This window comes from Cryobacterium sp. AP23 (assembly GCF_054075385.1).
In genome coordinates, this window is record NZ_CM133415.1 from 1,371,246 (window position 1) to 1,397,743 (window position 26,498).

Consider the following 26,498-nt stretch of genomic DNA (forward strand, 5'->3'; position numbering starts at 1 on the left):
CCGCTACCGGGTGAGGGCGTGGATGCGCTCCATCAATTCGATGGTCCGCAGAGCGTCGGCGGGATCCACCGGCACCGGCGCCCCGCGCAGCAGCGCGTCGGCCAGCTCGGTGTAGAAGGACACGTACCGGCCCCGCTGGGTGGGTACGACGGTGGTGTTCCCGTCGGTGCCGAGGGTGCCCCAGGCGCTCTCGTCTTCCAGGCCGAAGGCCGGGTCGCTCGGCAGCCGGCCGGCCTGGATCGCTTCTTCCTGACCGTCGAGTCCCCACTTGACGAACGCGGCGGCGGAGCCGAGGACCCGGTAGCGGGGTCCGACCTGCGCGGCGAACTTGCTCATCCAGAGGTGCGACGTGACCCCGGAGCCGTGGTGCAACGAGACGAAGCTGTCATCGTCCGCGGCTCCACCCGGGTACCGGGTCTGCAGGTTCGCGGTGACGTCGTCGACCGGACCGAAGAGCAGCACGGCCTGGTCGATCAGGTGGGCACCGAGGTCGAAGAGGATGCCGCCGCCCTGATCAGGCGTCGCGTCGGCCTTCCAGCTGCGGGGAGGGCCGGGCTTGAAGGACTCGAACCGCGACTCGAACCGGTACACCTCGCCAAGGGCGTTCTCCGCCAGGAGGGCCTGCAGGGTGAGGAAGTCACCGTCCCAGCGTCGGTTCTGGAACACCGTGATCGACAGTCCGAGGCTCTTCGCCCGGTTGAGCAGTTCCCAGCCCTCCTGGGAGGTGGTGGAGAACGGCTTGTCGATCACCACGGCCAGCCCGGCGTCGAGTGCGGCGTGCGCGAGCGGAACGTGGGTTTCCGGTGGGGTGCCGATCACGACGAGGTCGAGGTCGCCGCGAGCGAAGAGTTCTTCAGCGGTCGCGAGCACCCGCACGTCGGGGTAGGCCTCGAGGGCCGAGGCGCTCCGCTCGGGGTTGGCGGTCACGATGACGTCGAGCGAGAAGTCCGGGTTGGCGGCGAGGAACGGCGCGTGGAACACCCGCCCCGATAGTCCGTAGCCGATCACGCCGGCGCGGATCGGAGCGGTCAGGGGAATCTCGGTCTGTTCGATAGGCATTCTTCGAGCGTACGCCCCGGCCGCACCTGGCGAGCGCGGGCCGCGGCCGCTAGAGCCGGTTCACTCCGGTCACCGTCAGGGCCGGCACACCCAGCTCGTCGGAGTCCGCCAGGTCGATGGTGGCGCTGATGCCCCAGTCGTGGTCGCCGGCCGGGTCGTCGAAGATCTGCCGGGCGGTCCACACCTCCGCACCCTCGTCGAGGATGAGCAGGCCGGCGCCGCGGGCGTTCGCCCCGGCCAGCAGCTCGTCGTGCTCGGCGTAGTAGCCGTCCATGGCGTCGGCCCAGGCATCCGCGGTGAAGCCGTGCTCCCGGTCGAGGTCGCCGAGGGCGTCGTAGTTCTCCAGCGCGGCCAGCTGCACCCGGCGGAACAGTTCGTTGCGCACCAGAATCCGGAACGCGCGGGTGTTGGTGGTGAGCCGGTGCGGGGCTGGCGGCACCACGGCGTGCGCGGTCGACTCGTGCGCGGCCAGGTCGGGGTGGATGAGTTCCTCCCACTCGTCGAGCAGGCTGGAGTCCACCTGGCGTACGAGTTCGCCGAGCCACTCGATCAGGTCGAGCAGATCCTCGGTCTTGGCCTCGTCGGGGATGGTCTGCCGGGCGGCCCGGTACGCATCCGAGAGGTAGCGCAGCACCACGCCCTCGCTGCGGGCGAGCTTGTAGTAGGCGACGAACTCGCCGAAGGACATCGCGCGTTCGTACATGTCCCGCACCACGGTCTTGGGGCGCAGCGGAAAGTCGGCGATCCAGGGCTGGGACTGCTTGTAGGTCTCGAACGCGTAGCTGAGCAACTCGTCCAAAGGCTTGGGCCAGGTGATCTCCTCGAGCAGCTCCATCCGCTGGTCGTACTCGATGCCCTCGCTCTTCATGGCGTTCACGGCCTCGCCGCGGGCGGCGAACTGCTGGCCCATAAGCACCGGGCGCGGGTCGTCGAGGGTGGCCTCGAGCACCGAGATCATGTCGAGCGCGTACGTGGGCGCCTCGATATCGAGCAGGTCGAAGGCGGCCAGCGCGAACGGGGACAGCGGCTGGTTGAGCGCGAAGTTGGCCTGCAGGTCGACGGTGAGGCGGATGCTGCCGTCAGCGTCCTGCTCGACGATGCCGGCGGCGCGCAGGGTCTTGTAGATGCCCAGGGCGCGGCGGGCGTGGGCGAGTTGGCGCTTCCACGGTTCGTGGTTGTCGAACACCAGCGAGTACACGTTTGCGAACGCGTCGCCGCCGCGGGCGATCACGTTGATCAGCATGGCGCTGGTCATCTGCATGCTCGACGTCAGGGTTTCCGGTTCCGCGTCGACGAGGCGCCGGAAGGACGGTTCGCCCCAGGAGACGAAGCCCTCCGGGGCGCGCTTGCGGATGATCTTGCGCTTCTTCTTCGGGTCGTCGCCGGCCTTCTGGATGGCCTTGAGGTTCTCGGTCTCGTGGTCCGGCGCCTGGATCATCACGGTGCCGGCGGTGTCGAAGCCGGCCCGGCCGGCCCGGCCGGCGATCTGGTGGAATTCGCGGGCATTCAGCTGGCGCATCTTGACGCCGTCGTACTTGGTCAGCGCCGTGAACAGCACGCTGCGGATGGGCACGTTGATGCCCACGCCAAGGGTATCGGTGCCGCAGATCACCCGGAGCAGGCCGCGCTGGGCGAGCTGCTCGACCAAGCGGCGGTACTTGGGCAGCATGCCGGCGTGGTGCACGCCGATGCCCATCCGGATCAGGCGGGAGAGGGTCTTGCCGAAGCTGGTGGTGAACCGGAACTCGCCGATGAGGTCGGCGATGGCCTCCTTCTGCTCCTTGGTGACCACCTTCACGCTGGAAAGCGCCTGGGCACGTTCGAGGGCGGCGGCCTGGGCGAAGTGCACGATGTAGACCGGTGCCTGCCCGGTCTTGAGCAGGTCCTCCACGGTCTCGTGCACCGGGGTGGTCTCGTAGAAGTAGTGCAGCGGCACGGGGCGCTCGACACCGGTGACGACGGCGGTGTCGCGGTTGGTGCGGCGGGACAGGTCGGCGGCGATGTCGGTGACGTCGCCGAGGGTGGCCGACATGAGGATGAACTGCACCCGCGGCAGAAGCAGCAGCGGCACCTGCCAGGCCCACCCGCGGTCGGGGTCGGAGTAGAAGTGGAACTCGTCCATCACGACCTGGTCGACCGGGGTGTCTTCGCCGTTCCGGAGTGCGAGGTTGGCGAGGATCTCGGCGGTGCAGCAGATGATCGGGGCGTCGGAGTTGACCGAGGAGTCGCCGGTCATCATGCCCACGTTCTCGGCGCCGAAGATCTCCACCAGCGCGAAGAACTTCTCGCTCACCAGCGCCTTGATCGGGGCGGTATAGAAGGTGCGCTTGCCGGCCGACAGCGCGGCAAAGTGCGCACCGACGGCCACGAGGGACTTGCCGGTGCCGGTGGGGGTGGAGAGGATCAGGTTCGCCCCGGAGACGATCTCGATGACCGCTTCCTCCTGCGCCGGGTAGAGCCTCAGACCCGCATCCGCCGCCCACAGTTCGAACGCCTCGAAGAGGACGTCGGGGTCGGTGACGTGCGGGAGGGCGGTGAGGGTTGCCATGATCCCCCAATCCTCCCCTATCCGGCTGGCGGCGTCCTCCATTGCATCAGCCAGGCCAGCAGGTAGGCGCGGCTGTTGCCGTCGTCGATGCGTTCCGCGGGCAGGCTGTCCGCTTCCTCGAGGGCAGCGGATGCCGCATCCGGGCCCTGCAGGGCCGCGTACATCAGCAGGTAGTCGCCGAACATCACGTCGTATCTGGTCGGCTCGTTCCCGCCGGGCACGGAGTCGGCCAGGTTGGCCGCGACCCGGTCGGGGTCGCCGCCGAGGTACCCGGCGACGGGGCTCATCGGCAGCACCAGGATGCCGAGCATGGCGCTCGGCTCGGCGCTGAACCAGGTGGCGTAGTCGCGTTTGCCGCCCCAGACCAGTGAGGTGACGGTGTGGTCGAACCCGGCATAGACCGGGTCGGTCAGGTCGAAGTCGGTCCAGTAGGCGCTGGCGGACGCTGCCTCGCTGGAGAGCATCCAGCCGGCCTGGGTTGCCAGGTCCGGCTGGTTGCTGGCGTCGGCCCAGAGGGCCAGGCCGTTCCACGCGGTCACGGCCTCCGAGCTGGATTCCTGGTTGTTGCCGTCACCGAACGGGGAGGTGCCGCTGGCCCAGGAATGCCCGGCGTAGGCGTCGAACACCCGCCGGTCCGGGAAGTATTCGCTGCCGCCGCTCGTGGCCAGGTCGGCGGCGAGCAGGTTGAGCACCGGCGCCCAGCGGGCGGCGGCGGCGGGGTCGTCGGCCGCGATGGCGGCTGCCGCGTAGAAGAAGTAGCCGTAGTGGAAGTGGTGATCGTTGAACTCCTCGGAGCCGAAAGAGGTGGCCAGTCCCACGATTCCCTTGGCTTGGGCGTCGTAGACGAAGCAGCGTTCGGTGCGCTCCTCGCAGCCGGCCGGCTCCAGCCACTCGTCGAGCGCCGTGGTGAGCCGGTCGGTGAGCTCGGCGGCGGCATCGTCGGCGCCCACCTGGCGGGCCACCTCCAGCAGGTTCGCCGCCCGGTAGAGGGACTTGCCGCCGAAGTAGGTGTCGGCGGCGAAGGTTCCCGTGGTTTCCAGGTCGGCGCGCACCTGGTCCGCCAGGCGCTGGCGGTCCTCCCCCACCACGCCGGACAGGTCCAGCGCGCCGTCTGGGAGCACGGTGGGCACCGTCCAGCTCAGCTCGGTGCCGGCGCAGAGGGTGAGGGTGCCGTAGATGCTCGGGTAGCTGCCCGCGTCACAGGTCGCGGCGTCGGCGATGCCGTCCAGTTGGTGCGGCATCGCGGCCACCAGGGTGTCGCCGCCGTCGACGGTGTCGTAGGAGAGTGTCGTGGTTGCCGCGCCCGGTGCGCTGTCGTAGTCGAGCCGGGTGCCGGCGAGCGGATGCGCCGCGGCGGCGGCGAGGACCTGCAACGACCCGTCGGCGGGCACGGCGAACCAGCTGGCGGTGCCGCCCCGCGGGATCGACAGGCCGGTGCCGTCGTCGGTGAGGGTGCCGGCGGAGACCAGCCCGTAGACGGTGCCGGCCACCTCGGTGGTGAAGACTCCGTCGCCGGCGGGGGTGAACGCCGTCGGCATGGTGAGGGCAGCGTCGGTGGCGGCCGTGAACGACACGAACGGGGAGCCCTCGGCGATGACGGTGGAGCCCTGCGCGATTCCGGCGGCGCTGGCGGTGATGGTGACCGACGCCTCGTCGTACGCTGTGACGACCTGTTGCACCGGCTGGCCGCCGGCGTCGAGGTGCACGCGGATGGCGGGGGTGTTGCCGCCCAGGATGACGGCGCTCTCGGTTTTCACCGTGGGCAGCCCGAAGGCGAATCCGGTGTCCGTGAGCTGGAAGGACAGCGGCAGCGGGAACACCGGCATCGACTCGTCACCGAAGACCAGACCGGAGAACCAGCGGTTGGTCGGCGGGATGGGGCCCTCGGCTAGGCGCGCGGCCGGCAGGGGTCTGATGGTGCGCTGCGGCACCGCGTTCACGAGCGGTCCGACCTCGGCGGTGGGAAAGACAGTGGTTCCCGCCGGGTCGGTGCTGCCGGTGGCACCGCCGGCCGGCGACGGCGCCGCCGACGGAGTGCAGCCCGCCAGCGCCGCAGCGGTGATCACGGCGGCAAGGCTCAGGGCCAGTTGGCGTCGTCTCGAGCGCACCGTCACAGTCCGATCGTGCGGAGGAAAGCGAACACGCCGTCGCTGACGCCGGCCAGCGGGCCGTCGTCGCGGAGCGACAGGGTGGCCGAGACCGGGGCGCCGGGTGCGACGAGGCCGTTGAATTCGCCGTCGGCGAACCCGGTGCTGCTGACCCTGGCGGTGGTTTCCGCTTGGCCGTCGACCGTTGACACCTCCATCGACTCCAGGGTGCCGGAGACCCTGGCCTGGTTGGGCAGCACGATGTCGACGTGCGCGCCCTCCTCGACCCTGGCGTAGTCGGTACTGGTGAGCACGAACTGGGCCGACACGAACAGCGACCCGCCCCGGTCCACGGTAGCGAGCACCTGGCCGGCCTGCACGAACGACCCACGTTCGGTCTTGATCCCGGTGACCGTGCCGTCGACGGAAGCCGTGAGGGTGAGCATCCCGTCCGGCGCCACCGAGTACGCCACGTTCTCGAGGCTCACGAGGCCCTCGGCCAGGTCGGCCTGCAGGGTGGGGCTCTGCACCGTGAACAGTTCCTGCCCGGCGGTGACGGTGTCCCCCTCGTCGACGAGCCGGTCGATCACGACTCCGCCGTAGTCGGTGCCGACGGGGTACTGCGCCGCCTGGATCGAGGCCGAGACGCTGGCCACCTGCGCCTGGCGCTGGTTGAAGACCACGGTGAGTACGGCGACGAGTCCGACGACGCCGATCAGTCCGGTGAGCAGCTTGAGGCGATTGATCCAGGTCACGCGGTCACCGCCTCACGGCTCGGGGCATCCGCCGGCCGGTGCGCACGGATGCTGACCCGCCGGCGCTCGGCCGCGAGGCTCAGCTTCGTCGCCCGGCTCTCGTGCAGGGCCGCGCCGATGAAGCTGCCGAGGATGACGGTGTTGGTCACGTTCCAGGCGGTGGCGAGGGTGGGGGCGCCGATGCCGAGGTCCCGCCACACCGCCACCACCGAGGTGAGCAGGAGGAAGACGAAGACCAGCACCTGCGGGATCATGAAGTTGAACGGCGAGGAGACCTGCGACCGGTTGCCCGTCGCCCGCCACTGCTGCTCCGTGCCGGTCACCACGTTCACCAGGGCGGCCAGGTAGATCGGGAACGACGCGGCGGCCAGCATAAGGGTTTCCCAGCGGAACGACCCCATCGTGTAGAACGCCAGCGCCACCTGCATCAGGTAGAAACCCGCGTAGTACACCAGCCAGGTGGCCAGGCTGGTCGAGAGGTTCATCGGCCGCAGGTCGAAGAAGATCTCCAGCGGCGGCACCGCCAGCAGGAGCAGCGGGGCGATGCCGGTGAGGTAGAACGACGCGGTGACCAGGTACTGCAGGCGCTGGTCGAAGGTGAGGCGGCGGCGGGGGCTGAGCGGGTTGCTGGTCAACAGGATCTCGAAGCCACCGGTGGCCCAGCGCAGCTGCTGCTTGGTATATGCCTCGACGGTGTCCGGGGCGTGACCGGTGGCCAGGACCATCGGGATGAAGATGGTCCGCCAGCCGCGCTCGTGCAGCTTGAGCGAGGTCCAGACGTCCTCGGACTTGGAGTCGGTGTACATGCCGCCGACGTCGTTGATCGCGTCGCGGCGGAAGATCACATTGGTGCCCACGCAGAACGCGGCGTTGAACCGGTTGCGGCCGGGCTGGATGAATTTGTAGAACACCGACTGCATGTAGCCGGCGCCGCGGGAGATCACGTTGTGCAGGTTGCGGTAGGCCTGCGGCGTCTGCACGAACGCGACCTTGTCGTCGATGAAGAACGGCAGCGTTTCCACCAGGAACTCGGGATCCGGCACGAAGTCGGCGTCGAAGATCACGAAGTACTCCCCCGCACTGGCGGTGAGGGCGTGGTTGACGTTGCCCGCCTTGGCGCCGTTGGAGCTCAGCCGCCGCAGGTAGCGGGCCCCCAGTTCGGCGGCGAGGTCACGCACATCGTCGGACCGGCCGTCGTCGAGCACCCAGGTGACGTGCGCCCCGCGGATGGCGAGGGCGGCGCTGACCGTCTCCCGGATCACGTCCAGGCCCTCCCCGTAGGTGGTGATGAAGACGTCCACGCTGGTGGGTTGCCCGTTCAGGTGCAGGGGCCGCCGATCCGAGGCGGCCGCTCCGGGACCACGCGGGCTCGACCGGGTGGCGAACAGGGCGGCCTTGGCCTGGTGGAAGCCGAAGTCGCGCGGGTCCTGCGACCCGGACAGGATGGTCCACATCGACAGCAGCGCCTGGAAGATCAGGCTGGATTCGGCGATGATCACCAGGGTGTACGGCAGCCAGTCGCCGCGGCTGGCCGGGTTGAGCAGGAAGTTGGCGTAGGCCAGGATGCCGATGGTGGCCACCAGCACCAGCATCACCAGGGACGGCGAGTGGTCGTGCCCGGCGCGGGCCGGCCGTGCCCCGTCCTGATTGGCGCGGGCCTGGTCGGCGCGCTGGCGGTGCGGAGGGATCCGGTGCATGAGCGCGGGGTCGTCAATGCGGGGATGAAGGGTCGTCATCCGTGTCTCATTTCGGCTACCGGATTCGGGTCCGGGGTTCGCGAGGGAGGTCTCGGGCGAGGCTCGCGGGAAATGGTTCAACCAGGCCGGGTGCGCTAGGGACGCGGGACGGTCTGGCGGCGGGCGTCGTTGTCCGGATTTCGATGGGGCGAGGTATCGATGGAGCGAGGTATTGATCAAACGGAACACGCGAAGCATCCGGCGGAAGGGGCGGGTAACCCGAGCAGCGGACCTGGCGCAACTGTAAACACAGACAGTGAGGAAAGCACAGCGTTTGGCCGCTTTTAGCTGCAGGGTTTTCCTGTTCGTAACACGGCGTTAATCAGGGCTTTCAACATGACCCCTGTGCGGGGGACGCAAGTGGGGCACACTCGTAAGAGATTCGTAAGCCGCTACCGGCAGTTCTCCCAGCGCGCAAACCTAAGCTGAGCCCATGTCCAGCAACCTCCCGCCGACGGCGGCCGCCGAGCCGTCCGCGCGACCATCCGGGCCCGCTTCTGTGGGCCCGTCAGTGCGGTTCTGGCTGCCGGCCCTGGCCGGCCTGGCGGCGGTGCTGGCGGGGTTCGGCCTGGCCGAACTGACCGCTGGACTCATCGCACCCGGCGCCAGCCCGGTGCTGGTGGTCGGTGCGCTCCTGATCGACCTGGCGCCCGCCTGGGTGAAGGAAACGGTGATCGCGCTCTTCGGCACCGGCGACAAGGCGGCGTTGATCGTGTTCATCGCCCTGGTCGCGGTCGTACTCGCCGCGCTGGCCGGCGTACTCGAGTACCGCCGGCCGCCGTTCGGGCGGTTCGTGATTGTGCTCGTGGGTCTCGTGGCCCTGGTCGCGGCGCTCACCCGCGCCGGGGCGTCTCCGTTCGACGCCGTGCCGCCGGTGCTGGCGATGCTGGTCGCCGCGCTGGTGCTGACCATGCTGCTGAACCGGTTGCGTGCCAGCGTGGCTCCGGCGGCTGCCGCGGCCGCGGCGTCCGTGCAGGCCGGGCGCACCGCATCCGTCACCCCCGCGGCGGCGGCTCGCGCGGCACTCGACCGGCGCCGCTTTCTCGTCTACACGGGCGTCAGCGCGGGAGTCGGGGTGCTCGCAGCTCTCGGCGGGCAGCTGCTCACCGCGGGCAGCCGGGCAGCGGATGCGGCCAGGGCACTGTTCACCCTGCCCTCCCCCACCACGCCGGGCGCGCCCATCCCTGCCGGGGCATCGTTCGACATCGAGGGCCTGGCGCCGATCATCACGCCCAATGCCGATTTCTACCGCATCGACACCGCCCTCTCGGTGCCGCGCATCGACCCATCGACCTGGACCCTGAAGATCAGCGGCCTGGTCGAGAACGAGGTGGAGATCGACTTCGCCGAACTGCTCGCCCTGCCGCTGGCGGAGAGCACGACCACGCTGGCCTGCGTGTCGAACTACGTGGGCGGCGACCTGATCGGCAACGCCGTCTGGCTCGGCTACCCGATTCGCGAGCTGCTCAAGCGGGCGGGGCCCACGGCCGAGGCAGACATGGTGCTCTCCCGCAGCCAGGACGGCTGGACGGCCAGCACGCCGCTCGAGGCCCTCACCGACGACCGCAACGCGATCCTTGCGGTGGGCATGAACGGCGACCCGCTTCCGCTCGAACACGGCTATCCGGTGCGGATGGTGGTGCCCGGTCTCTACGGCTACGTGTCCGCCACCAAGTGGGTCACCGAGCTCCTGGTCACCCGGTTCGACGCTGAGACGGCCTACTGGTCCACCCGCGGCTGGTCGGAGAAGGGGCCGGTGAAGCTGTCATCGCGCGTGGACGTGCCCCGCGAGAACACCACCGTCGCCGCCGGGACCGTGACCGTGGCCGGGGTGGCGTGGAGCCAGCACGTGGGCGTCTCGGCCGTGGACGTGCAGGTCGATGACGGCGCGTGGAACTCCGCGACGCTGGCCGACGCGATCTCGGTCGACACCTGGCGGCAGTGGCGCTGGGACTGGCCGGCCACCAGCGGTTCGCACACCCTGCGGGTGCGGGCGACTGATGCCAACGGCCTGGTGCAGACCAGCAAGCTCGCCGATGTCGCACCGGATGGCGCCACCGGCCTGCACGAGATCAGCGTGTCGGTCTCCTGACCGTGGCAGCGCCCGTGCCCGAACTCTCGGTGAGCGACCTCGCCCATTTCGGCGCCCTGCTCAGGCGTCAACGCCGGGACCTCGAGCGGGAGCTGGGCCGGCAGGGCGACACCCTCAACGCCGTGCGGGCCGCCCGCAGCGGCGGGGACGCCGACGACGAGCACGACCCCGAGGGCCCGACCCTCTCCGACGAGTGGTCCCTGCGAGCGGGAGTGCACGCCGAACTGGCCGCATCCCTGGCGGCGATCGACGCCGCGCTGCTCCGCATCGACGACGGCAGCTACGGCCGGTGCCTGCGCCGGGGCGAGGCGATCGGGCGCGAGCGGTTGGAGGCCCGCCCGGCGGCCGAACTGTGCATCGATTGCGCCCGCCAGGGCTAGGCCGGCCTCCCGTCGCGCCCGGGCTCCCCTAGGCTCGAGCCATGTCATCGTGGGGGCGCGTACGACTCGGCTGGGGGCCGAGCGTGGTTGCGGCTGCCCTCTGGCTCGGCTGTTCCGCGGTCTTCGGTTTTGTTTCCTGGCGCGAGCGGCTGCCCCGCCAGATCCTGTCCCATGTGGTGTCGGAGGGTATGCCGTCCGGGGTGTGGAATCTCACCTGGCCCTGGATCGTCGTGGTGCCCGTCGTCTCGACCGTGGTCGTCTTCCTGGTGCACCTGTTCCTGGCCGGCTTGGTCGGCGGGGCGGGGTCGGGCGCACGCTCCACCCGGTTCCTCGCCCTCTGGTTCGTGGCCGTCGCCACCGGGGTGCTCGCCACCGCACCTTTCGCCCTCAGCGCGATCGTCACCGGGTTTCCGCCCAGCCGGGCCGCGTTCATCCTCGACCCCGCCGGCAGCGTGATGCTGCAGAGCGGATACTGGGGCCTGCTGTGGGGCTGGATCCCGGCCCTGCTCGGCTCGCGCCGGCCCGCGCGGGGCTGGCTCGCCGCGCACGCCAGCGCCGCGGGAGAAGACAATGCCGCGGCGGCTGACCCGCCGGCCGCGGCTGCGCAGCACACCGCCGCATCCGGCCGGCCGCACCTGGTGCTGGCAGGCATCGCCGTGTTGGCGCTGTGTCTCTCCGCCGGCACCGTTGGGGCCGGCAATCGGGCGGCCCGGGTGGCTGCCGCCGAATCCTCTGCCGTCGGTGAGGGCCACACCCTCGGCGCCGTGCCCGATCCAGACGTCGTTGCCACGCCTCCGGCCGAGGTCGCGCCGGGCGCTGATCTGGACGACATCGACCCCAGCTGGTGCACCCCCGAGCAGGCGACTCCTCTGCTCGGCGACCCGGACGCCGCCACCGGGCACCGGGTGCTCAGCATCGAAGTGATGAACTTCTCCGACACGCCCTGCGTGCTCGACGGCTACCCCGACCTCGCGTTCGCCGACGCGGACGGGTCGGCCATCGACGTGACAATCACGCACGGCGGATCGTTCATGGCCGAGGACCCCGGGGCGATGCCGATCACCGTGCCCGCCGGTGGCTACGGAGTGACCAGAATCGGCTGGAACGCGATGGCCACCGACGGCGAACTGGCCACGTACACCCTGTACTCCGCACTGTATCCGGGGTTGAAGCGCGGCTCCTGGCCGATCACCCTGGACATCGTGGCCGGCGGCGAGGTCTTCGTCACGGCCTGGTCGGTCAGCGAACCCACACCAGCCGGCGAATAGGCGCACCAGCTCTCGACAGAACCTCCCCGGCCAGATTTACCAGGCGGTGCGGAGTGTAATTCTGGCCGGGCCGATGTCGGGTCCGACCGATCAATTTTCGGCGTCGGCCGCTCCTCCACAGGTGGGTGCTTTTCGGGTTCTCCACCAGTGATTCACTGAGATCGGGAGTGTCAGTGGTGCATGGTTCTATAGGCGTATGGCCACCCCAGATGCCACACCCCAGGACCTTCCCGACGACACCCCCAACGCCGCCGTGGACCCGGTCGCGGATCTCGTCGCGCAAGCGATCCGTGCGGTCATCGACCCGCTGCTCGAGAACGAGAAAGCCCTCGCCGGCTGCTACGCCGAACGGGTCCGCTTGCTCGCCGAACTGGACCGGCTCGGTCACGAGCCCCGCATCCTCGCCGGCCTGCGCGGCGACCCGATCGAGTCCGGCCACAACGACCCCGACACCGCCGCGCACGGCCCGGCCTGGGACGACGAGGAACTGGCCCGCCGCAGCATGGCGGCCGAGGCGGCGATGGTGTTGCGGGTACGGGCGAACACCGCCGGCAGCATGATCTTCGACGCCACCCGGCTGGCCGGGGACCTGCCCGCGTTCCACGAGTCGTTGACGGCGGGCCGGAACACCTGGGGGCACGCGGTGAAGATGCTCGAACTCACGGTGAACCTGCCCGAGGAGGTGCTGCCGCGCTTTGAAGCGGCGGTGCTGGGGGCGGCCGAAAAGCGCACCTCGACTCAGTTCGCCAAGGCCGCTCTCCGGATCCGGGAGCGGATGCACCCGGTCCCGCTGCAGGAACGCGCCGACGCGGGCTTCGCGACCCGGCGGGTGGTGTTCCGGCCCGACGCCGACGGGATGGCGTGGCTGAACGCCTACCTGAAAGCCGATGAAGCGCAGGCGGCGTATGACCGGCTCAGCCGGATCGCGGCCGACCTCGACACGGACGACAACGCGACCAACGCCGCCAACGCCGCACCCGGTGCTGCGGGCGGCGGGGCGGAGGAGCCGGTGCAGGCCCGCACCAAGGACCAGCGTCGCGCCGACGCGTACCGGGACCTGCTGCTGGACGGGGTTGGTCCGGGCGGGCGTGGGCACGGCATCCGCGGCACGGTGCACATCACCGTTCCCGCGTTGACGTTGCTGGGCCGCAGCGACGAACCCGCGATCCTCGAAGGGTACGGGCCGATCGACCCGGAAACGGCCCGGCAGATCGCGGGAACGGCGACCAGTTGGACCCGCATCCTCACCCACCCCGAGACGGGGGCCCGGCTTTCCGTGGGAAGCGAGCAGTACGCGCCGCCGGCGGACATGCGCCGATACGTGGAAATCCGCGATGAAACCTGCCAGGGCATCGGGTGTAACCGGCGGGCCACGTTGAGTGAGATCGACCACACCCAAGCCTGGAACACCGGCGGCAAGACCCACGTCGACAACCTCATCTGCCTCTGCAAGGGCTGCCATCGACTGAAACACCAATCCAGCTTCACCACCCAACAAGGGCCGGGCGGCGCCCTGACCTGGATCAGCCCCGGCGGCAAGAAATACACCAACACACCCGACACCAGCATCGCCTTGCCACCCGAACACCCGCCGGCGCCGCTTCCCGATTCACCCCCGCCGTTCTAATCTCCTCTCGCACCGGCCGAAAGACTGGCCCGATCGTGCGGATGCGACTACAACGGAGTGATGAACAACGAGCAGCGGACGGACCGGTGGATGCGCGGCTACCAGTCCGCCTGGGCGTCGAACGAACCTGACGACATCCGCCCCCTCTTCACCGACGACGCCACCTACCGCACCGAGCCGTACGCCGCGCCGTGGCAAGGCGCCGACGCGATCGTCGACGGTTGGCTGGACCTCGCCGACGGCCCAGGGAGCTTCACCTTCGAGTGGGCACCGCTCGCCGAGACGCCGGACGTCACCGTGGTGCAGGGAACCACCCGGTACACCGACGGTCCCGTTTACAGCAACCTGTGGGTCATCCGTTTCGCACCCGACGGACGCGCGACCGAATGCACCGAGTGGTACATGGACCACGCCAAGGCACCAGAGGCCGACTGACCCGATAGGCTGCCGCCAGTCACCCGAAAGGATCACCATGGGAATCGTCTCACCAGGCTTCTTCGGCCGTCGCCGCCGCGACGACCCTGCACTCCCTCCGGGCCAGTACCTCACCGAGGGTTTCCCGGTCCTGTCGGCCGGCCCCACGCCGCGCATCGCCCCGGAGGAATGGGAATTCACCATCACCACCGAGACCGGCCAGGTGCACCGGTGGAGCTGGGCGGAGTTCCTCGCGCTCAAGCAGGACGACGTGAGCACCGACATCCACTGCGTCACCAGCTGGTCGAAGCTGGGCACCAGTTGGCGCGGCGTCTCCCTCGACACCCTCTTCGAATCGGTCGAGTCCGACTGCGAGTTCACCATGGCGCACTCCTACGGCGGCTACACCACCAACGTTCCGCTCGACGACCTGCTCGGCGGCAAGGCCTGGATCGCGCACGAGTTCGACGGTGAGGCCCTTGAACCGGCCCACGGTGGACCGGCACGACTCCTGGTGCCGCACCTGTACTTCTGGAAGAGCGCCAAGTGGGTGCGCGGACTCGAGATGCTGCGGCAGGACGAGCCCGGCTTCTGGGAGAGCAACGGCTACCACATGTACGGCGACCCGTGGCGCGAAGAGCGTTACTGGTGAGAACCGGTTGGAACGTGGCGGAGGTGATCGGAGTGACCCAGGAGACCCGGACCGCGCGCACCCTGCGGCTGCGGCTGCCCGGCCTGGCCGGTCACCAGGCCGGCCAGCATGTGGATGTGCGCCTCACCGCCCCGGACGGCTACACCGCCGTGCGCTCCTACTCGGTGGCTTCGGCGCTGCCCGGCGAGGAGCTCGACCTCACGGTGGAGGAGCTTGCCGACGGTGAGGTGTCGCCCTACCTCGTGCAACAGGTGGCGGTGGGCGACCAGCTCGAGGTGCGCGGTCCCGTCGGCGGCTGGTTCGTCTGGGATCCGGCGGATCCGTCGCCCGTGCAGCTCATCGCCGGCGGCTCAGGAGTGGTGCCGTTGATGGCCATGCTTCGCGCTCACGCCGCCGCCGACCCGAACACCCCCGGCGCCGGCGCACAGTTCCGGCTGCTCTACTCGGTGCGCGGCCCCGACGCCGTCTACTACGGCGCCGAGCTCGACGACCTCTCCCGGTCACCGCTGGTGGACGTCACCATCGTGTACACCCGCGAGGCACCGGCCGGCAGCAGCACACCGCCCCGGCGCCTGGATGCGGCGACCGTCGCCGACTACGCGCTGCCGGCCACCGACAATCCGGCCGTGTTCATCTGCGGCGCCACCGCCTTCGTCGAAACCGTCGCCGACTGGCTCGTGCAGGCCGGGCACTCCGCCGACCGGATCAAGACCGAACGCTACGGCGGTACCGGGACCAGACCGTGACCCGCGACCTCGACGATCTCGACTACCTGGACGGCAACGCCGCCGCGGGTCCGCTCAGCGAGTTCTTCGCCATTGACGTCGTCAGCGCCCGGGGGCGCTGCGCCCATTGCGGCCGCACCGCAGCCCTCGCCACCGCGCGGCTGTACCCGAGTTCACACGGCCTGTTGTTGCGCTGTCCCGGCTGCACCGAGATCCTGCTCAGGATGGTCGACACCGGCGAAAACGTCTGTCTCGACCTGCACGGCCTGAGCTTCGTGGAGCTGCACCGGGACGAGCGCGCTTCCCAGCAAAACCCACCGTCGCCCGCCTAGGCTACAACTGGCGGGGCATCCGCCTCGCAAAGCAGGAGCGTGCATGCAGGGTTCGGTCATCCTCGACATCATTCTTATCGTGCTGCTGTTCGCCAGTCTTGGGGCCGGTTTTCGCAGCGGCCTGATCGGCAGCATCAGCGGCCTCCTCGGCCTCGTCGCCGGCGCCGTCGCTGCGTACTTCGTGGTGCCCCTGGTGCCCGGCTGGGTGCCCGCAATCGAATGGCGCACCCCAGCGTCGATCGCCGCGGCCCTGCTGCTCGTGATTGCCGGCCTCACCATCGGCGAAACCATCGGGCGGGCCCTCCGCAACCGCACCCCGCGCAAGCTGCGCGGCATCGACCGGTTGTTCGGCGCCGTGGTCGGCGTGGCCGCCGCCGCCGCGGTGATCTCGATGGTGGCATTCAGCGTGAGCGCACTGGGCATCCCCCTGCTCACCTCCGCCATCGCTTCGTCCGGCGTCGTGCGCACCATCGACTCGGTCACCCCGGTGCCGGTCAAGAGCTTCCTCGCGGAGTTGCGCTCCACCGTCGTCGACGACGGCCTGCCCGTGATCGCGGATGCCTTCGGCGGCCAGAGCCCCACCCTGCCCGACGCGCAGCTCGACAGCGCCGCCCTCGACACGGCCGCCGAGTCCGTGCTGCGCATCACCGGCAACGCCGTGGCCTGCGGCCAGAGCCAGTCCGGCTCGGGCTTCGTCATCGCGCCCGAGCGGGTGCTCACCAACGCCCACGTCGTGGCCGGGGTGACCGACGCCGTCGTCGAGGTGCCGGGAGCCGGCGCCATCACCGGGGAGATCGTCTACTTCGACCCCATCGACGACCTCGCGATCATCGCCGTGCCCGGCCTCACCGCCGCGCCGCTGTCGCTGCAGGGCGACCTCGCCGTCGACAGCGAGGCCGTGAGCCTGGGCTACCCGTTCGGTGGCCCGTTCGACTCCGACCCGGCCCGGGTGATCTCGCTGGACTCGGTGCTCGTGGCCGACATCTACGGCCAGTCCCCCACCCCGCGGGCCGTGTACACGCTCGCGGCCGATGTGCAGCAGGGCGAGTCGGGCGGCCCGCTGCTCGCCGTCGACGGCCGGGTCGCCGGGGTCATCTTCGCCAAGGCCGCCAACACGGCCAACGTGGGCTACGCGCTGGCGATGTCGGAAGTCGCCCCGGTCGTCGACCAGGCGGCGGGCCTCTCCGGCGCGGTCGATTCCGGCACCTGCATTCAGAGCTGACCGTCGCTGGCAGACTAGGGCAATGACTATTACCGCCGCCGCAGACGGCTCGGCCCTTGGCAACCCTGGACCGGCCGGCTGGGCCTGGTACATCGACGACAACAACTGGGCCGCCGGCGGGTGGAAGCACGCCACCAACAACCAGGGCGAGCTGAAGGCCGTTCTCGAGCTGTTCCGCGCCACCGCTCATGTGGACGACGACCTCCTGGTGCTCTGCGACAGCCAGTACGTGATCAACTCGGTCACCAAGTGGATGCGCGGCTGGAAGGCCAAGGGATGGCGCAAGGCCGACGGCAAGCCGGTGATGAACCTCGATCTGCTCCAGGAGATCGACGAAGCCCTGGTCGGCCGCAAGTACCGCTTCGAGTGGGTCAAGGGCCACGCGAACCACCCGCTCAACGAGGCCGCCGACTCCCGCGCCCGCGCGGTCTCCGAGGCCTACCAGCGCGGTGCCACGATCTCCGCCGGGCCGGGTTTCGTCGCCGGCGGACCGGTGCCGGCGTCGACCCCGCGAGTCGCGGCGGCGCCCGCTCAGGGAACGCCTGCGAAGGGAGCGCCCGCGAAAGCCGTGGCTCCGGCACAGAAAACGGCGCCGCGCGCCTCCGCCGACCTGGGCCTGTTCGACCTCGAGGTCGACCGCCCGCACACCGTGCAGGTGGCGCTGAGCGCCGAGGAGCTCGGTCGGCTCAAGCGCCGGGCGACCAGCCGCGGAGTCAGCCCCGAAGAGCTGCTCCGCGACCTGATCTGAGCTGAGCTGAGCTGAGCGGCGGGTTACGCCCGCGCCGTGTTCTTCTTGGCGGCCTTCGCCTTCGCCGCGTTCTTGTTCGGCAGCAGAGTGTTGGCCTCGTCGAGCGACATGCCGTTCGTCTCCGGCACCTTGGTGAACACGAACAGGAACGACAGCCCGGCGAACAGGGCGTACATGCCGTAGGTGAGCGGCAGCGACCACGCCGACATCGGCGGGAACGTCACCGTGATCAGGAAGTTCGCGATCCACTGGGCGGCCGCGGCCAGGCCAAGCGCCTTCGCGCGGATGGTGTTCGGGAAGATCTCGCCCAGCAGCACCCAGACGACCGGTCCCCAGGAGGCGCCGAATGAGATCACGAAGACGTTCGCGGCAACCAGCGCGATCGGTCCCCACGCGCCCGGCAGCGACAGCTCGCCGTCGACCATGACCGACTGGCTGAACGCGATGGCCATGGTGGCCAGCGACACCGTCATACCGATGGATCCGGTGAGCAGGATGGGCCGGCGGCCGATCCGGTCGACGAGGGCGATGGCGACCAGGGTCACCAGGATGTTCGTGATCGACGTGGCAACCGAGATCGCCAGCGAGCTGGACTCTTCGAAGCCCACGGCGCTCCACAGGGTGGTCGAGTAGTAGAAGATCACGTTGATGCCCACGAACTGCTGGAACACCGACAGGGTGATACCGACCCAGACGATGGGCTTCAGGCCGAACACGGGCCCGCGCAGGGACCCGGTGCGCTTTGCCTTCACGTCGTCCGCGATGGAGGCCTTCATGTCCCGCATTTCGCGGTCGATGTCACCGTTCGGCGTCACCCGGAGCAAAACCTCACGGGCCTTGTCCTCCTTGTCGTGCAGCACCAGGTAGCGCGGGGACTCGGGCAGGAGCAGCGCGATCACGCCGTAGACCAGGGCCGGAATGGCGCTGACCAGGAACATCCACCGCCACGCCTCCAGGCCCCACCAGAACATCTCGCTCGCGCCGCCGGCGGTCGTGGCGAACACCGCGTCGGAGAGCAGGGCGGCGAAGATACCGATGGTGATGGCGAGCTGCTGCAGCGAACCGAGCCGACCGCGAATCTGCCGTGGCGAGATCTCGGCGATGTAGGCGGGTGCGACCACCGAGGCCAGGCCGATGCCGATGCCGCCGAGCACCCGCCAGACGATGAGGTCGACCACGCCGAAGGCCAGGCCGGACCCGACCGAGCTGGCGAAGAACACGATCGCGCCGGCGAGCATCACCGGGATGCGGCCGAACCGGTCGGCGAAACGGCCGCCGAGGAAGGCGCCGGTCGCGGCACCGAGCAGGGCGCTGGCCACGGCGAAGCCGGTGATGGCCTCGGTGAGGCCGAACTGGCCCTGAATGGCCTCGACGGCGCCGTTGATGACGGACGAGTCGAATCCGAAGAGGAAGCCGCCGAACGCGCCGGCGATCGCCAGCGCGATGACCTTGCGGTTCGTGGCCGGTGTGATTTGTGCAGGCTCAGTCGTGTCGTTCATTCCCACATCCCCCTCTTCGATTGTGTGTGTGCTGATAAGCAACCTGACGAGTTTACGTGCTATCCATGACCCATGACGCGTTTCCTGGGGGTGGATCTGGCCTGGGCGGAGGGCACGGCGGCGAAACCGGCGAACGAGAGCGGGCTCGCCTGCATCGACGAAACCGGTCGGGTCATCAGTGCAGGCTGGGCCCGCGGCATCGACGAGGTCGTCGACTGGGTGCAATCCCTGGTCGAACCGGGTTCCGTCCTGGCCGTCGACGCGCCGTTGGTGGTGAACAACCCCACCGGGATGCGCATCTGCGAACGGGAGACCGGGTCACGCTACGGTCGGTGGCACGTCTCGGCCAACGCCTCCAACCGGGCACTGCCCCGGCTGGGCGGCGTCACCCTGCGCCGCCGGCTGGAGGACCTGGGCTGGGCGTATACCGACGGCCTCGACCCGGTCGACTCCGCCACTCCGAGCGTCTTCGAGTGCTACCCGTACACGACCCTGGTGGGCGCCGCGGAGTTCGGCTACGACGACAAACGTCCACGGTACAAACGGATGAATCCGGCGCTGCCCCTCATCGAGCGCCGGGCGGCTCGCGCCGTGGTGTGCGACGACCTGATCGAACGGATCTGGCGGCTGAACAAGGCCTCTCCCCCGCTCGACCTGACCAGCCACGAGGCCTCCGACCGCCTGGTCACCGAGCCGTCACCACTCACCGACACGGCGTACAAACACCGCGAAGACCTCATCGACGCCCTGCTCTGCGCCTGGACGGCGTCGCTCTGGCGCACCTTCGGCACAGCGCGGAGCCAGGTTCTCGGCGCCGCCGACCCTCTGGTCGTCGACGGCCGGCGGGGCACGATCATCGCGCCGGCCCGGCCGGAGCAGCGTCGCGGCGCCGTCAGCGCACCGGCAGCCAGCGCCCCTTCACCCGTTCAGTGACCAGCCAGCTCACCGGTTCGGCGACCGTCCGGGTCTGTTCGACGACGTGACGGCCGATGGCCAGCGCGGCATCGCCGTCGTCGGCCGTGAAGCGCACGGTGGCGCGGGCCGACCCGGCCACCACGGCCAGGTCGGAGGCCTCCACCGTCGTCAGGTCCGCCGCCGCGGCGGCAGCGGCGGGCAGCACCGCATCCGGTCGAACGCCGCTCTGCAGGGCGCCGATGGACATGATCACGCGGTAGGAGGGCATCAGCCCAGCGTAGGTGCGCGGCGGGTCGGCACCGGTCAGTCCCGCGGCGGCAGTTGCTGCAACGCCCAGGTGTTGCCGTCCGGGTCGGCGAAGTAGACGAACCGGCCCCAGGGCTGCTCGTCCACGTCGCTGGCCTCCACCCCAGCGGCCAGCAGCTGGGTCCTGGCGGCATCCGCGTCGGCGATCACCATCTGCAGCCCCCGTTGCCAGCCCGGCTCCATATCGGTCAGGCCCGTGCCGAGTGCGATCGAGCAGGCCGAGCCGGGCGGGGTGAGCTGAACGAAACGCAGCTCGTCGCTCACCACCTGGTCGTAGTCGGCGTTGAAACCCACCTGGTCGACGTAGAACTTCTTGGCCCGGTCGACGTCGGTCGTGGGGATGTAGACGAGTTCGATCTTCATGTCCATGGCGGATCCTCTCGTTGCGCGCCGAGGCCGACTGCCACGACGCAGACGGCGCCAGCATACGACTGGGGCCGGGCGCCGGCTAGAAGCAGACAGAGCCGGCTAGAAGCAGACAGAGGCGGCTAGAAGCGGATGTCCTGCCGCGACCTGGTCACTTCCGCGAGCACGTCGGGCAGCACCTCCACCCCCGTGCCCGGGCCGGTGGGCACCCGGAGGTGACCGTTGTCGAGCACGAACGGGGCGGTGAGGTCCTCTGCGTAGTACCGGTCGGAGGCGGAGGTGTCGCCCGGCAGGACGAAGTTCGGCAGGGCGGCGAGGGCCACGTTCGCGGCGCGGCCGATGCCCGTCTCGAGCATCCCGCCGCACCAGACCGGCACGCCGTGCGCGGCCGCGACATCGTGGATGCGCCGGGCCTCCAGGTAGCCGCCCACCCGCGACGGCTTCACGTTGATGATGCTGCACGCGCCGAGGCTGATCGCCGCGGCAGCGTCCTCGGCCGATTCGATCGACTCGTCCAGGCACACCGGGGTCTGGATCAGCCGGGCCAGCGCCGCATGCCCGAGCAGGTCCCGCTCGCCCAGCGGCTGCTCGATGAGCAGCAGGTCGAAAGCGTCCAGCCGGGCCAGGTGCCGGGCATCGGCCAGCGTGTACGCGGTGTTCGCGTCGACCTGCAGCAGCAGGTCGGGACCGAATCTCTCCCGCACGGCGCGCACCGGCGCGAGGTCCCAGCCGGGTTCGATCTTGAGCTTGATGCGCAGGTAGCCCTGGTCGAGGTAGCCGACCACGGCGCCGAGCAACTCGTCGACCGAGTCCATGATCCCCACCGAGACGCCGGCCGGCACGGTGTCCCGTACCGCGCCGAGGTAGCCGCCGAAGGACTGCCCGGTCTGCCGCAGTTGGGCGTCGAGGATCGCGGTCTCGAGCACCGCCTTCGACATCCGGTGGCCCTTCACCGGGGCGAGGGCGCCGGCCACCCGCTCCGCGGTGAGGCTGTCGCCCAGGGCCTGCAGCCGCGGGATCAGGTGGTCGCGGATCACCAGGTCGCTGCCGGCCAGGAACTCCGAGCTGTACAGCGGCCGTACCTCGGCGGCGCATTCCGCCCAGCCCTCCGCGTCCGCGGTGCTCACGTGCACCAGGGTGATCTCCCGCTCGGTGATCGTGCCGAACGAGGTCCGGAACGGCCGCACCAGCGGCAGGCCCACCCGGCGCAGCTCGATGTTCTCGATCCTCATGTGCGGCTCCTTTTCCCTCGGAGTCTAGCCACGCCCGATTCCCGGCCGGATTCGGATCACACGCCCAGCCATCCGCCCGGACCGGTCGATTAGGGTTCGAGAATGGGCAGTCTCATCGACGGATTCGTGAACAGCTGGCGTTCACACCTCCTGGTCACCCTGTCGGGCAACGACGAGGGCCGGCCGGCGTGGGTGGGCACGATGGAGTTGGGCGACGATGCCGGCTTCTTCGGGCCGGGATCGGCGTCCTGGGCCGTGCACGGCGGCATGGCCACCATGGTCGCGGGCATCCGTGCGCTGCTCATGCAGACCCTGCACCCGGGCGCGATGGCCGGGGTACACGACTGGTCGAGGTACCGTGAGGACCCGCTCGGCCGGCTCAGCGGCACCATCCAGTGGCTCGTCACCGTGACCTTCGCCGCCACCGGGCAGGCCGAGCTCGAGTCCAGCCGGGTGGGCCGGTTCCACGACCGGGTCGTGGGCACGTACCTCGACGCCCAGGGGGTCGAGCGGCCGTACTCGGCGGGTGACCCCGAGCTGCTCGCCTGGGTGCACGTGGTGTTCACGGATGCCTTCCTCGCCAGCCACCGGCTCTGGGGCGGCCCGATCCCCGGCGGCGCCGACCGGTACGTACGCGAGTGGGCCAAGGCCGGCGAACTCGTCGGCGTGCAGGACCCGCCCCGGTCCGACACCGAACTCGCCGCGCAGCTGCGCGCGTTCTCCGACGCCGGCGTCCTGATGGGCGGTGACCGGGTCGCCGAGGCGGTGCGCTTCATCCGCAACCCGCCGCTCCGGCGCGGGATGATGCCGTTCTACCGCATCATGTTCGCCGGGGCCGTCGCGTCGATCCCCGCCGAATACCGCCGGATGCTGGGCCTCCGTCGCTCCCCCCTGCCGGTGGTCTGGGCCACCGGTGCCGTGCTCGGCCTGGTGCGCCTGCTCCTTGGCGCCTCCTCCACCTCCGAGGATGCCGCCCGCACCCGGATCGCCCGGCTCAACTCCCCCGACCCGGTGGCATAACTCCTGCAGATTTTCTCGAAACGGCGGATTCGGACCGAAAACGGGGCTCCAGCGAAGAATTGCAGGAGTTATGCCCGCGCCCGGCGGGATTCCCGGCGGAGGGTGAGGGTGATGGCGACGGCCGTGGCCACGACGAGGGCCGCCGCGATGGCCAGGACCGGGGCGCTCGGCTGCACGATGGACTGGCCGGCGAGGGCCTGCCCGGTCACGAGCGCGAGCACGCCGAGGTAGAGGCCCACCAGGGCGCGCAGGATGCCGCGGCGGGCGAGCGGGCGGGCGAGGGCGCGCCACCGCCGGGCGAGCACCTCGAGCAGCAGGGCGCAGAACGGCAGCACCTGCAGGGCGTGCATCCCGACGAAGTGCGGGATGCGCAGGTCGCCGGCCACGGTGCTCCAGCCCAGCAGCGGCAGGGCGGGGCCGCCGTCGGGCACACCGACGGTGTGGGCGCCCACGATGCCCTGGTAGTCGTCCAGCTGGGCGGCGGTGGGCCCGGTCATCAGGAACGCCAGGCCCATGCCGACCAGGGCGATCAGCAGGCCGGCGCGGATGGCGAGGGCGCGGCCCGGGTCGCCGAGGTCGGTGCGGAGCAGCAGGATCGCCAGCGGCACGGCGGCGACCCACACGATCACGATCGACACCGCCATCACCGACCAGAGAGCGGCGTGGAACGCCGTCGTCACGTTGAAGTGGCTGCTCAGGCCGGCCCAGGCCGCTCCGACGATGATCACCATCTCCACCAGCAGGAACACGACCGCGACGGTGCCGGCCCACCAGGCCAGCCGGCGCCGGCGGGCGGGTCCGGCCGGCAGCAGCCCGATCAGCCAGGCCAGGGTCAGGGCGTAGATGCCCACCGAGATAGCGAACTTGAGCGGCTTGGCCCAGAGCGGCGCACCCGTGACGGTGCGGGGATCGACCACAAGGCCCACGACCGCGCCGATCGCGACGACCGCCATCCCGGCGGCGAGCCAGAGCAGCGGCCGGTGCCAGCGGATGCCCGGCAGGCCGTTCAGCGGTGATCCCTGCGGCGGCGGCCCGTTCAGCAGGATGCTGCGAAAGGTGGTGGCGGTTCCGGTGCGAGTACTGGCCATGATGACGGACTCCTGACGGGTGGATGGGGGTTACGGGGTGGGCGGTGCGTACCTCTGGGCGGACACGTGTTCCTGGGCAGCCCGGCGCAGTGCGGCGAAGAGGGCGTCGCCGAGCACGGTGCCGACCACGACCATCTCGGTCTTGGCTTCGAGGCCGGGGCGGGCATCGATCTCGTCGAGGTCGGCTTCCGCCACGGCGAGCGCCGCCGCAGCGTAGCCGGGCACCCAGCCGCTGAGGTCGGGCTGGTCGAGTTCGGCGAGAGTCTGCAGCACCCGGGCGGCGGCCAGGCGGCCGGGGTTGTCCGGCGACACCCGCCATCCGCTGAGCACGTCGTCGACGTGGGCAATGGCCTCCGCCGACACGGAGTCCGGCGGGATCTGGGCCGACACCGTGCGCTGGGCGATATCGAAGGTGTGCTGCAGGCCGAGATCGGAATCGATGGCGTCGATCACCTGCTGGGCGGCGGCGACGCTGAGTCCGCCCACACCGAGCAGTCCCCGGATGACGCGCAATCGTCGCAGGTGCGCCGGGCCGTACACGGACTGGTTGGGACCGTGCCGCTCCCCCGCCGGCAGGAGCCCCTCGCGCAGGTAGTACTTGATCGTCGCGACGGGAACCCCGCTGGTCGTGCTCAGCTGCGCCATTTTCATACGGATAGTGTAACTATCCGATAGTGCCGCTGTCTATATGCCGAGGGCATCTTCCCTGCCGATTACAGTTGCACATTGCCCACACGCCCCACCGCCTCGACATCCGCCGCACCGTCCGCTCCCACCCCGCCGACCGTGCGCGCCACCCTCCGGCAGCCGAAGGCGCTGAGCGTCGAGGTGCTCGCGGGAGTCGTCACCACCCTCGCGCTGATCCCCGAGGTGATCTCGTTCTCGATCATCGCCGGGGTCGACCCCAAGGTGAGCCTCATCGCCTCAGTGGTGCTTGCGGTGTCGATGTCATTCCTCGGCGGCCGGTCCGCCATGGTCACGGCCGCCGCCGGGGCCGTCGCCCTGGTGGTCGCTCCGCTCGTGGCCGACCACGGCGTCGAATACCTGCTCCCGGCGGTGCTCCTGGCCGGGATCGTGCAGATCCTCTTCGGTGTCACCGGTCTGGCCCGGCTGATGCGCTTCATCCCGCGCTCGGTGATGATCGGCTTCGTCAACGCGCTGGGCATCCTGATCTTCGTCGCGCAGGTGCCGCACCTGGTGAACGTGCCGTGGCTGGTCTACCCGCTCTTCGCGCTCACTGTGCTGATCGTGCTCGGCCTGCCCCGGTTCACCCGGGCGGTGCCCGCACCGCTGGTGGCCATCGTCGTCGTCACCGCGATCGCCATGATCGCCCACCTGGCCGTGCCCACCGTCGGCGACCAGGGCGACGTCTCCGGCGGCCTGCCGGGCCTCACCCCGCTGCTCGTGCCGCTGAACCTCGAGACCCTGCAGATCATCTGGCCCACCGCGCTCAGCGTGGCCTTCGTGGGCCTGGTCGAGACCCTGCTCACCGCCAAGCTCGTCGACGACATCACCGACACCCGTTCGACGAAGGGTCGCGAGTCCTGGGCGCTGGGTATCGCGAACATGCTGGCCGGGCTGTACGGCGGTATCGCCGGCTGCGCCATGATCGGCCAGACCGTGGTGAACGCGAAGCTCGGCCGGGCCCGCACCCGCATTTCCACCTTCGTGGCCGGGGTGTTCCTGCTCCTGCTCGTCACCGCGCTCAGCGGCCTGATGGAGCAGATCCCGATGGTGGCGCTGGCGGCCGTGATGATGGTCGTGGCCGTCACCACCGTCAATTGGCACAGTGTGGGCCCGGCCACCCTGCGACGGATGCCCGTGTCGGAGACCGTCGTGATGGCCACCACCGTCGCGGTGGTCGTGGCCACCCACAACCTCGCGATCGGCATCGTCGCGGGGGTCGTGCTGGCCATGGTGCTGTTCGCCCGACGGGTGGCGCACGTGGTGAAGGTGGACCGCACCCTTGCCGAGGACGGCCTCTCGGTGCGGTACGCGGTGAGCGGGCCGCTGTTCTTCGGCAGCAGCAACGACCTGGTGGAACAGTTCTCCTACGGCATCGACCCCGCCGCGGTCGAGGTCGACCTGGCCCAGGCGCAGATCTGGGATGCCTCCACCGTGGCCGTGCTCGACTCGGTCGAGACCAAGTACCGCCAGCACGGCGCCACCGTGGCCTTCCACGGCCTCGACGAACGCAGCCGGGCCATGCACGGCCGCCTCACCGGGCGCCTCTAGCGGCTGTACGCCCCACCCCGCGTCTCGCGGCGCACCTTATGTCTCGTGGCGCAGGTTAGGTCTCGCGGCGCAGGTTATCTCTCCCGGCGCAGGTTACAACCTGCGCCACGAAGAACAACCTGGGCCACGACAACCAACGTGCGCCACCAGCCGGCACCACGCGCCGCGGCACGTCTCACGTGCGGTGGCACG

At 70.0% G+C, this 26,498-nt stretch carries 24 protein-coding genes; 13 read left to right on the plus strand and 11 right to left on the minus strand.

The genetic code is table 11. The features are described 5' to 3' along the window. Window positions 1–3 precede the first annotated feature (3 nt). From ACU5E9_RS06495 to ACU5E9_RS06515, 5 genes are read right to left on the minus strand one after another with little or no spacing between them, the layout of a single operon-like run. Window positions 4–1,059 (minus strand): Gfo/Idh/MocA family protein, encoded by a 1,056-nt coding sequence (locus ACU5E9_RS06495; protein WP_456812796.1) that lies wholly within the window; start codon window positions 1,057–1,059, stop codon window positions 4–6. A gap of 49 nt (window positions 1,060–1,108) precedes the next feature. Next, entirely contained in the window at window positions 1,109–3,607 is a 2,499-nt protein-coding gene (locus tag ACU5E9_RS06500; RefSeq protein ID WP_456812797.1) for a DEAD/DEAH box helicase, read from the minus strand. 17 nt (window positions 3,608–3,624) lie between these two features. Next, window positions 3,625–5,721, minus strand: coding sequence for a glycosyl hydrolase (locus ACU5E9_RS06505; RefSeq protein WP_456812798.1), 2,097 nt, complete (start codon window positions 5,719–5,721; stop codon window positions 3,625–3,627). After that, entirely contained in the window at window positions 5,718–6,449 is a 732-nt protein-coding gene (locus tag ACU5E9_RS06510; protein ID WP_456812799.1) for an HlyD family efflux transporter periplasmic adaptor subunit, read from the minus strand. Before ACU5E9_RS06510 ends, ACU5E9_RS06505 begins: the two co-directional genes overlap by 4 nt. Continuing rightward, window positions 6,446–8,185 carry a glycosyltransferase family 2 protein gene (locus ACU5E9_RS06515; RefSeq protein WP_456812800.1) on the minus strand — a complete coding sequence of 580 codons (1,740 nt, stop codon included), beginning with the start codon at window positions 8,183–8,185 and terminating at the stop codon, window positions 6,446–6,448. Before ACU5E9_RS06515 ends, ACU5E9_RS06510 begins: the two co-directional genes overlap by 4 nt. A 433-nt stretch (window positions 8,186–8,618) precedes the next feature. On the opposite strand from ACU5E9_RS06515, the gene ACU5E9_RS06520 reads away from it, so the two are divergent. The 10 genes from ACU5E9_RS06520 (at window position 8,619) to ACU5E9_RS06565 (ending at window position 17,645) form a co-directional block, all read left to right on the plus strand. Next, window positions 8,619–10,277: a molybdopterin-dependent oxidoreductase gene (locus ACU5E9_RS06520; RefSeq protein ID WP_456812801.1), complete on the plus strand. Its 1,659-nt coding sequence runs from the start codon at window positions 8,619–8,621 to the stop codon at window positions 10,275–10,277. 2 nt (window positions 10,278–10,279) lie between these two features. Beyond that, the gene (locus ACU5E9_RS06525) at window positions 10,280–10,657 is read left to right on the plus strand and encodes a TraR/DksA family transcriptional regulator (protein WP_456812802.1); all 378 of its coding nucleotides are present in this window, start codon (window positions 10,280–10,282) and stop codon (window positions 10,655–10,657) included. 41 nt (window positions 10,658–10,698) lie between these two features. Continuing rightward, window positions 10,699–11,925 (plus strand): DUF4232 domain-containing protein, encoded by a 1,227-nt coding sequence (locus ACU5E9_RS06530; protein WP_456812803.1) that lies wholly within the window; start codon window positions 10,699–10,701, stop codon window positions 11,923–11,925. A 196-nt stretch (window positions 11,926–12,121) separates the two neighbouring features. Next, on the plus strand, window positions 12,122–13,552 hold the full coding sequence (locus ACU5E9_RS06535; RefSeq protein ID WP_456812804.1) for a DUF222 domain-containing protein: 1,431 nt from the start codon (window positions 12,122–12,124) through the stop codon (window positions 13,550–13,552). 60 nt (window positions 13,553–13,612) lie between these two features. Beyond that, window positions 13,613–13,987, plus strand: a complete 375-nt coding sequence (locus tag ACU5E9_RS06540) for a nuclear transport factor 2 family protein (RefSeq protein WP_456812805.1) — start codon at window positions 13,613–13,615, stop codon at window positions 13,985–13,987. A 37-nt stretch (window positions 13,988–14,024) separates the two neighbouring features. After that, on the plus strand, window positions 14,025–14,618 hold the full coding sequence (locus tag ACU5E9_RS06545) for a sulfite oxidase-like oxidoreductase (protein ID WP_456812806.1): 594 nt from the start codon (window positions 14,025–14,027) through the stop codon (window positions 14,616–14,618). Window positions 14,619–14,650: 32 nt separating this feature from the next. Then, window positions 14,651–15,364, plus strand: coding sequence for a ferredoxin reductase (locus tag ACU5E9_RS06550; protein WP_456812807.1), 714 nt, complete (start codon window positions 14,651–14,653; stop codon window positions 15,362–15,364). After that, complete coding sequence (locus ACU5E9_RS06555; protein WP_456812808.1) at window positions 15,361–15,675, plus strand: DUF6510 family protein; 315 nt, start codon at window positions 15,361–15,363, stop codon at window positions 15,673–15,675. The genes ACU5E9_RS06550 and ACU5E9_RS06555 overlap by 4 nt, the downstream gene beginning before the upstream one ends. Window positions 15,676–15,718: 43 nt before the next feature. After that, a complete protein-coding gene (locus ACU5E9_RS06560; protein ID WP_456812809.1) occupies window positions 15,719–16,897 on the plus strand; it encodes a MarP family serine protease in 1,179 nt (392 codons plus the stop codon). 22 nt (window positions 16,898–16,919) lie between these two features. Further along, complete coding sequence (locus ACU5E9_RS06565) at window positions 16,920–17,645, plus strand: RNase H family protein (protein ID WP_456812810.1); 726 nt, start codon at window positions 16,920–16,922, stop codon at window positions 17,643–17,645. Between the two features lie 23 nt (window positions 17,646–17,668). On the opposite strand, the gene ACU5E9_RS06570 is transcribed toward ACU5E9_RS06565, so the two are convergent. Then, the gene (locus ACU5E9_RS06570) at window positions 17,669–19,144 is read right to left on the minus strand and encodes a sugar porter family MFS transporter (protein WP_456812811.1); all 1,476 of its coding nucleotides are present in this window, start codon (window positions 19,142–19,144) and stop codon (window positions 17,669–17,671) included. Between the two features lie 72 nt (window positions 19,145–19,216). On the opposite strand from ACU5E9_RS06570, the gene ACU5E9_RS06575 reads away from it, so the two are divergent. Next, window positions 19,217–20,077: a DUF429 domain-containing protein gene (locus tag ACU5E9_RS06575; RefSeq protein ID WP_456812812.1), complete on the plus strand. Its 861-nt coding sequence runs from the start codon at window positions 19,217–19,219 to the stop codon at window positions 20,075–20,077. Here ACU5E9_RS06575 and ACU5E9_RS06580 read toward each other — a convergent pair. The 3 genes from ACU5E9_RS06580 to menC all read right to left on the minus strand — a co-directional run bounded on the left by ACU5E9_RS06580 (window position 20,037) and on the right by menC (window position 21,963). Further along, complete coding sequence (locus tag ACU5E9_RS06580) at window positions 20,037–20,327, minus strand: hypothetical protein (RefSeq protein WP_456812813.1); 291 nt, start codon at window positions 20,325–20,327, stop codon at window positions 20,037–20,039. The genes ACU5E9_RS06575 and ACU5E9_RS06580 overlap by 41 nt on opposite strands. 35 nt (window positions 20,328–20,362) lie before the next feature. Next, window positions 20,363–20,734 (minus strand): VOC family protein, encoded by a 372-nt coding sequence (locus ACU5E9_RS06585; protein WP_456812814.1) that lies wholly within the window; start codon window positions 20,732–20,734, stop codon window positions 20,363–20,365. Window positions 20,735–20,853: 119 nt separating this feature from the next. Beyond that, a complete protein-coding gene (gene menC / locus ACU5E9_RS06590; protein WP_456812815.1) occupies window positions 20,854–21,963 on the minus strand; it encodes an o-succinylbenzoate synthase in 1,110 nt (369 codons plus the stop codon). A gap of 102 nt (window positions 21,964–22,065) precedes the next feature. Between menC and ACU5E9_RS06595 the strand changes: the two genes are divergently transcribed. Continuing rightward, window positions 22,066–22,983, plus strand: a complete 918-nt coding sequence (locus ACU5E9_RS06595; RefSeq protein WP_456812816.1) for an oxygenase MpaB family protein — start codon at window positions 22,066–22,068, stop codon at window positions 22,981–22,983. Between the two features lie 68 nt (window positions 22,984–23,051). On the opposite strand, the gene ACU5E9_RS06600 is transcribed toward ACU5E9_RS06595, so the two are convergent. Together ACU5E9_RS06600 and ACU5E9_RS06605 are read right to left on the minus strand one after the other, a co-directional pair. Then, the gene (locus ACU5E9_RS06600; protein WP_456812817.1) at window positions 23,052–24,071 is read right to left on the minus strand and encodes a hypothetical protein; all 1,020 of its coding nucleotides are present in this window, start codon (window positions 24,069–24,071) and stop codon (window positions 23,052–23,054) included. 30 nt (window positions 24,072–24,101) lie between these two features. After that, complete coding sequence (locus ACU5E9_RS06605; protein ID WP_456812818.1) at window positions 24,102–24,722, minus strand: MerR family transcriptional regulator; 621 nt, start codon at window positions 24,720–24,722, stop codon at window positions 24,102–24,104. A 75-nt stretch (window positions 24,723–24,797) separates the two neighbouring features. On the opposite strand from ACU5E9_RS06605, the gene ACU5E9_RS06610 reads away from it, so the two are divergent. Next, window positions 24,798–26,306, plus strand: a complete 1,509-nt coding sequence (locus ACU5E9_RS06610; protein ID WP_456812819.1) for a SulP family inorganic anion transporter — start codon at window positions 24,798–24,800, stop codon at window positions 26,304–26,306. The last annotated feature ends 192 nt before the right edge of the window (window positions 26,307–26,498 follow it).

Excerpts from the sequence above, each read along its gene's own strand:
- ACU5E9_RS06515 (WP_456812800.1), bottom strand. The coding sequence starts at position 8,185 with ATGACGACCCTTCATCCCCGCATTGACGACCCCGCGCTCATGCACCGG.
- ACU5E9_RS06575 (WP_456812812.1), top strand. The coding sequence starts at position 19,217 with ATGACGCGTTTCCTGGGGGTGGATCTGGCCTGGGCGGAGGGCACGGCG.
- ACU5E9_RS06530 (WP_456812803.1), top strand. The coding sequence starts at position 10,699 with ATGTCATCGTGGGGGCGCGTACGACTCGGCTGGGGGCCGAGCGTGGTT.
- ACU5E9_RS06580 (WP_456812813.1), bottom strand. The coding sequence starts at position 20,327 with ATGCCCTCCTACCGCGTGATCATGTCCATCGGCGCCCTGCAGAGCGGC.
- ACU5E9_RS06545 (WP_456812806.1), top strand. The coding sequence starts at position 14,025 with ATGGGAATCGTCTCACCAGGCTTCTTCGGCCGTCGCCGCCGCGACGAC.
- ACU5E9_RS06600 (WP_456812817.1), bottom strand. The coding sequence starts at position 24,071 with ATGGCCAGTACTCGCACCGGAACCGCCACCACCTTTCGCAGCATCCTG.
- ACU5E9_RS06560 (WP_456812809.1), top strand. The coding sequence starts at position 15,719 with ATGCAGGGTTCGGTCATCCTCGACATCATTCTTATCGTGCTGCTGTTC.
- ACU5E9_RS06495 (WP_456812796.1), bottom strand. The coding sequence starts at position 1,059 with ATGCCTATCGAACAGACCGAGATTCCCCTGACCGCTCCGATCCGCGCC.
- ACU5E9_RS06500 (WP_456812797.1), bottom strand. The coding sequence starts at position 3,607 with ATGGCAACCCTCACCGCCCTCCCGCACGTCACCGACCCCGACGTCCTC.
- ACU5E9_RS06520 (WP_456812801.1), top strand. The coding sequence starts at position 8,619 with ATGTCCAGCAACCTCCCGCCGACGGCGGCCGCCGAGCCGTCCGCGCGA.
- ACU5E9_RS06585 (WP_456812814.1), bottom strand. The coding sequence starts at position 20,734 with ATGGACATGAAGATCGAACTCGTCTACATCCCCACGACCGACGTCGAC.
- ACU5E9_RS06565 (WP_456812810.1), top strand. The coding sequence starts at position 16,920 with ATGACTATTACCGCCGCCGCAGACGGCTCGGCCCTTGGCAACCCTGGA.
- ACU5E9_RS06535 (WP_456812804.1), top strand. The coding sequence starts at position 12,122 with ATGGCCACCCCAGATGCCACACCCCAGGACCTTCCCGACGACACCCCC.
- ACU5E9_RS06540 (WP_456812805.1), top strand. The coding sequence starts at position 13,613 with ATGAACAACGAGCAGCGGACGGACCGGTGGATGCGCGGCTACCAGTCC.
- menC (WP_456812815.1), bottom strand. The coding sequence starts at position 21,963 with ATGAGGATCGAGAACATCGAGCTGCGCCGGGTGGGCCTGCCGCTGGTG.
- ACU5E9_RS06595 (WP_456812816.1), top strand. The coding sequence starts at position 22,066 with ATGGGCAGTCTCATCGACGGATTCGTGAACAGCTGGCGTTCACACCTC.
- ACU5E9_RS06570 (WP_456812811.1), bottom strand. The coding sequence starts at position 19,144 with ATGAACGACACGACTGAGCCTGCACAAATCACACCGGCCACGAACCGC.
- ACU5E9_RS06605 (WP_456812818.1), bottom strand. The coding sequence starts at position 24,722 with ATGAAAATGGCGCAGCTGAGCACGACCAGCGGGGTTCCCGTCGCGACG.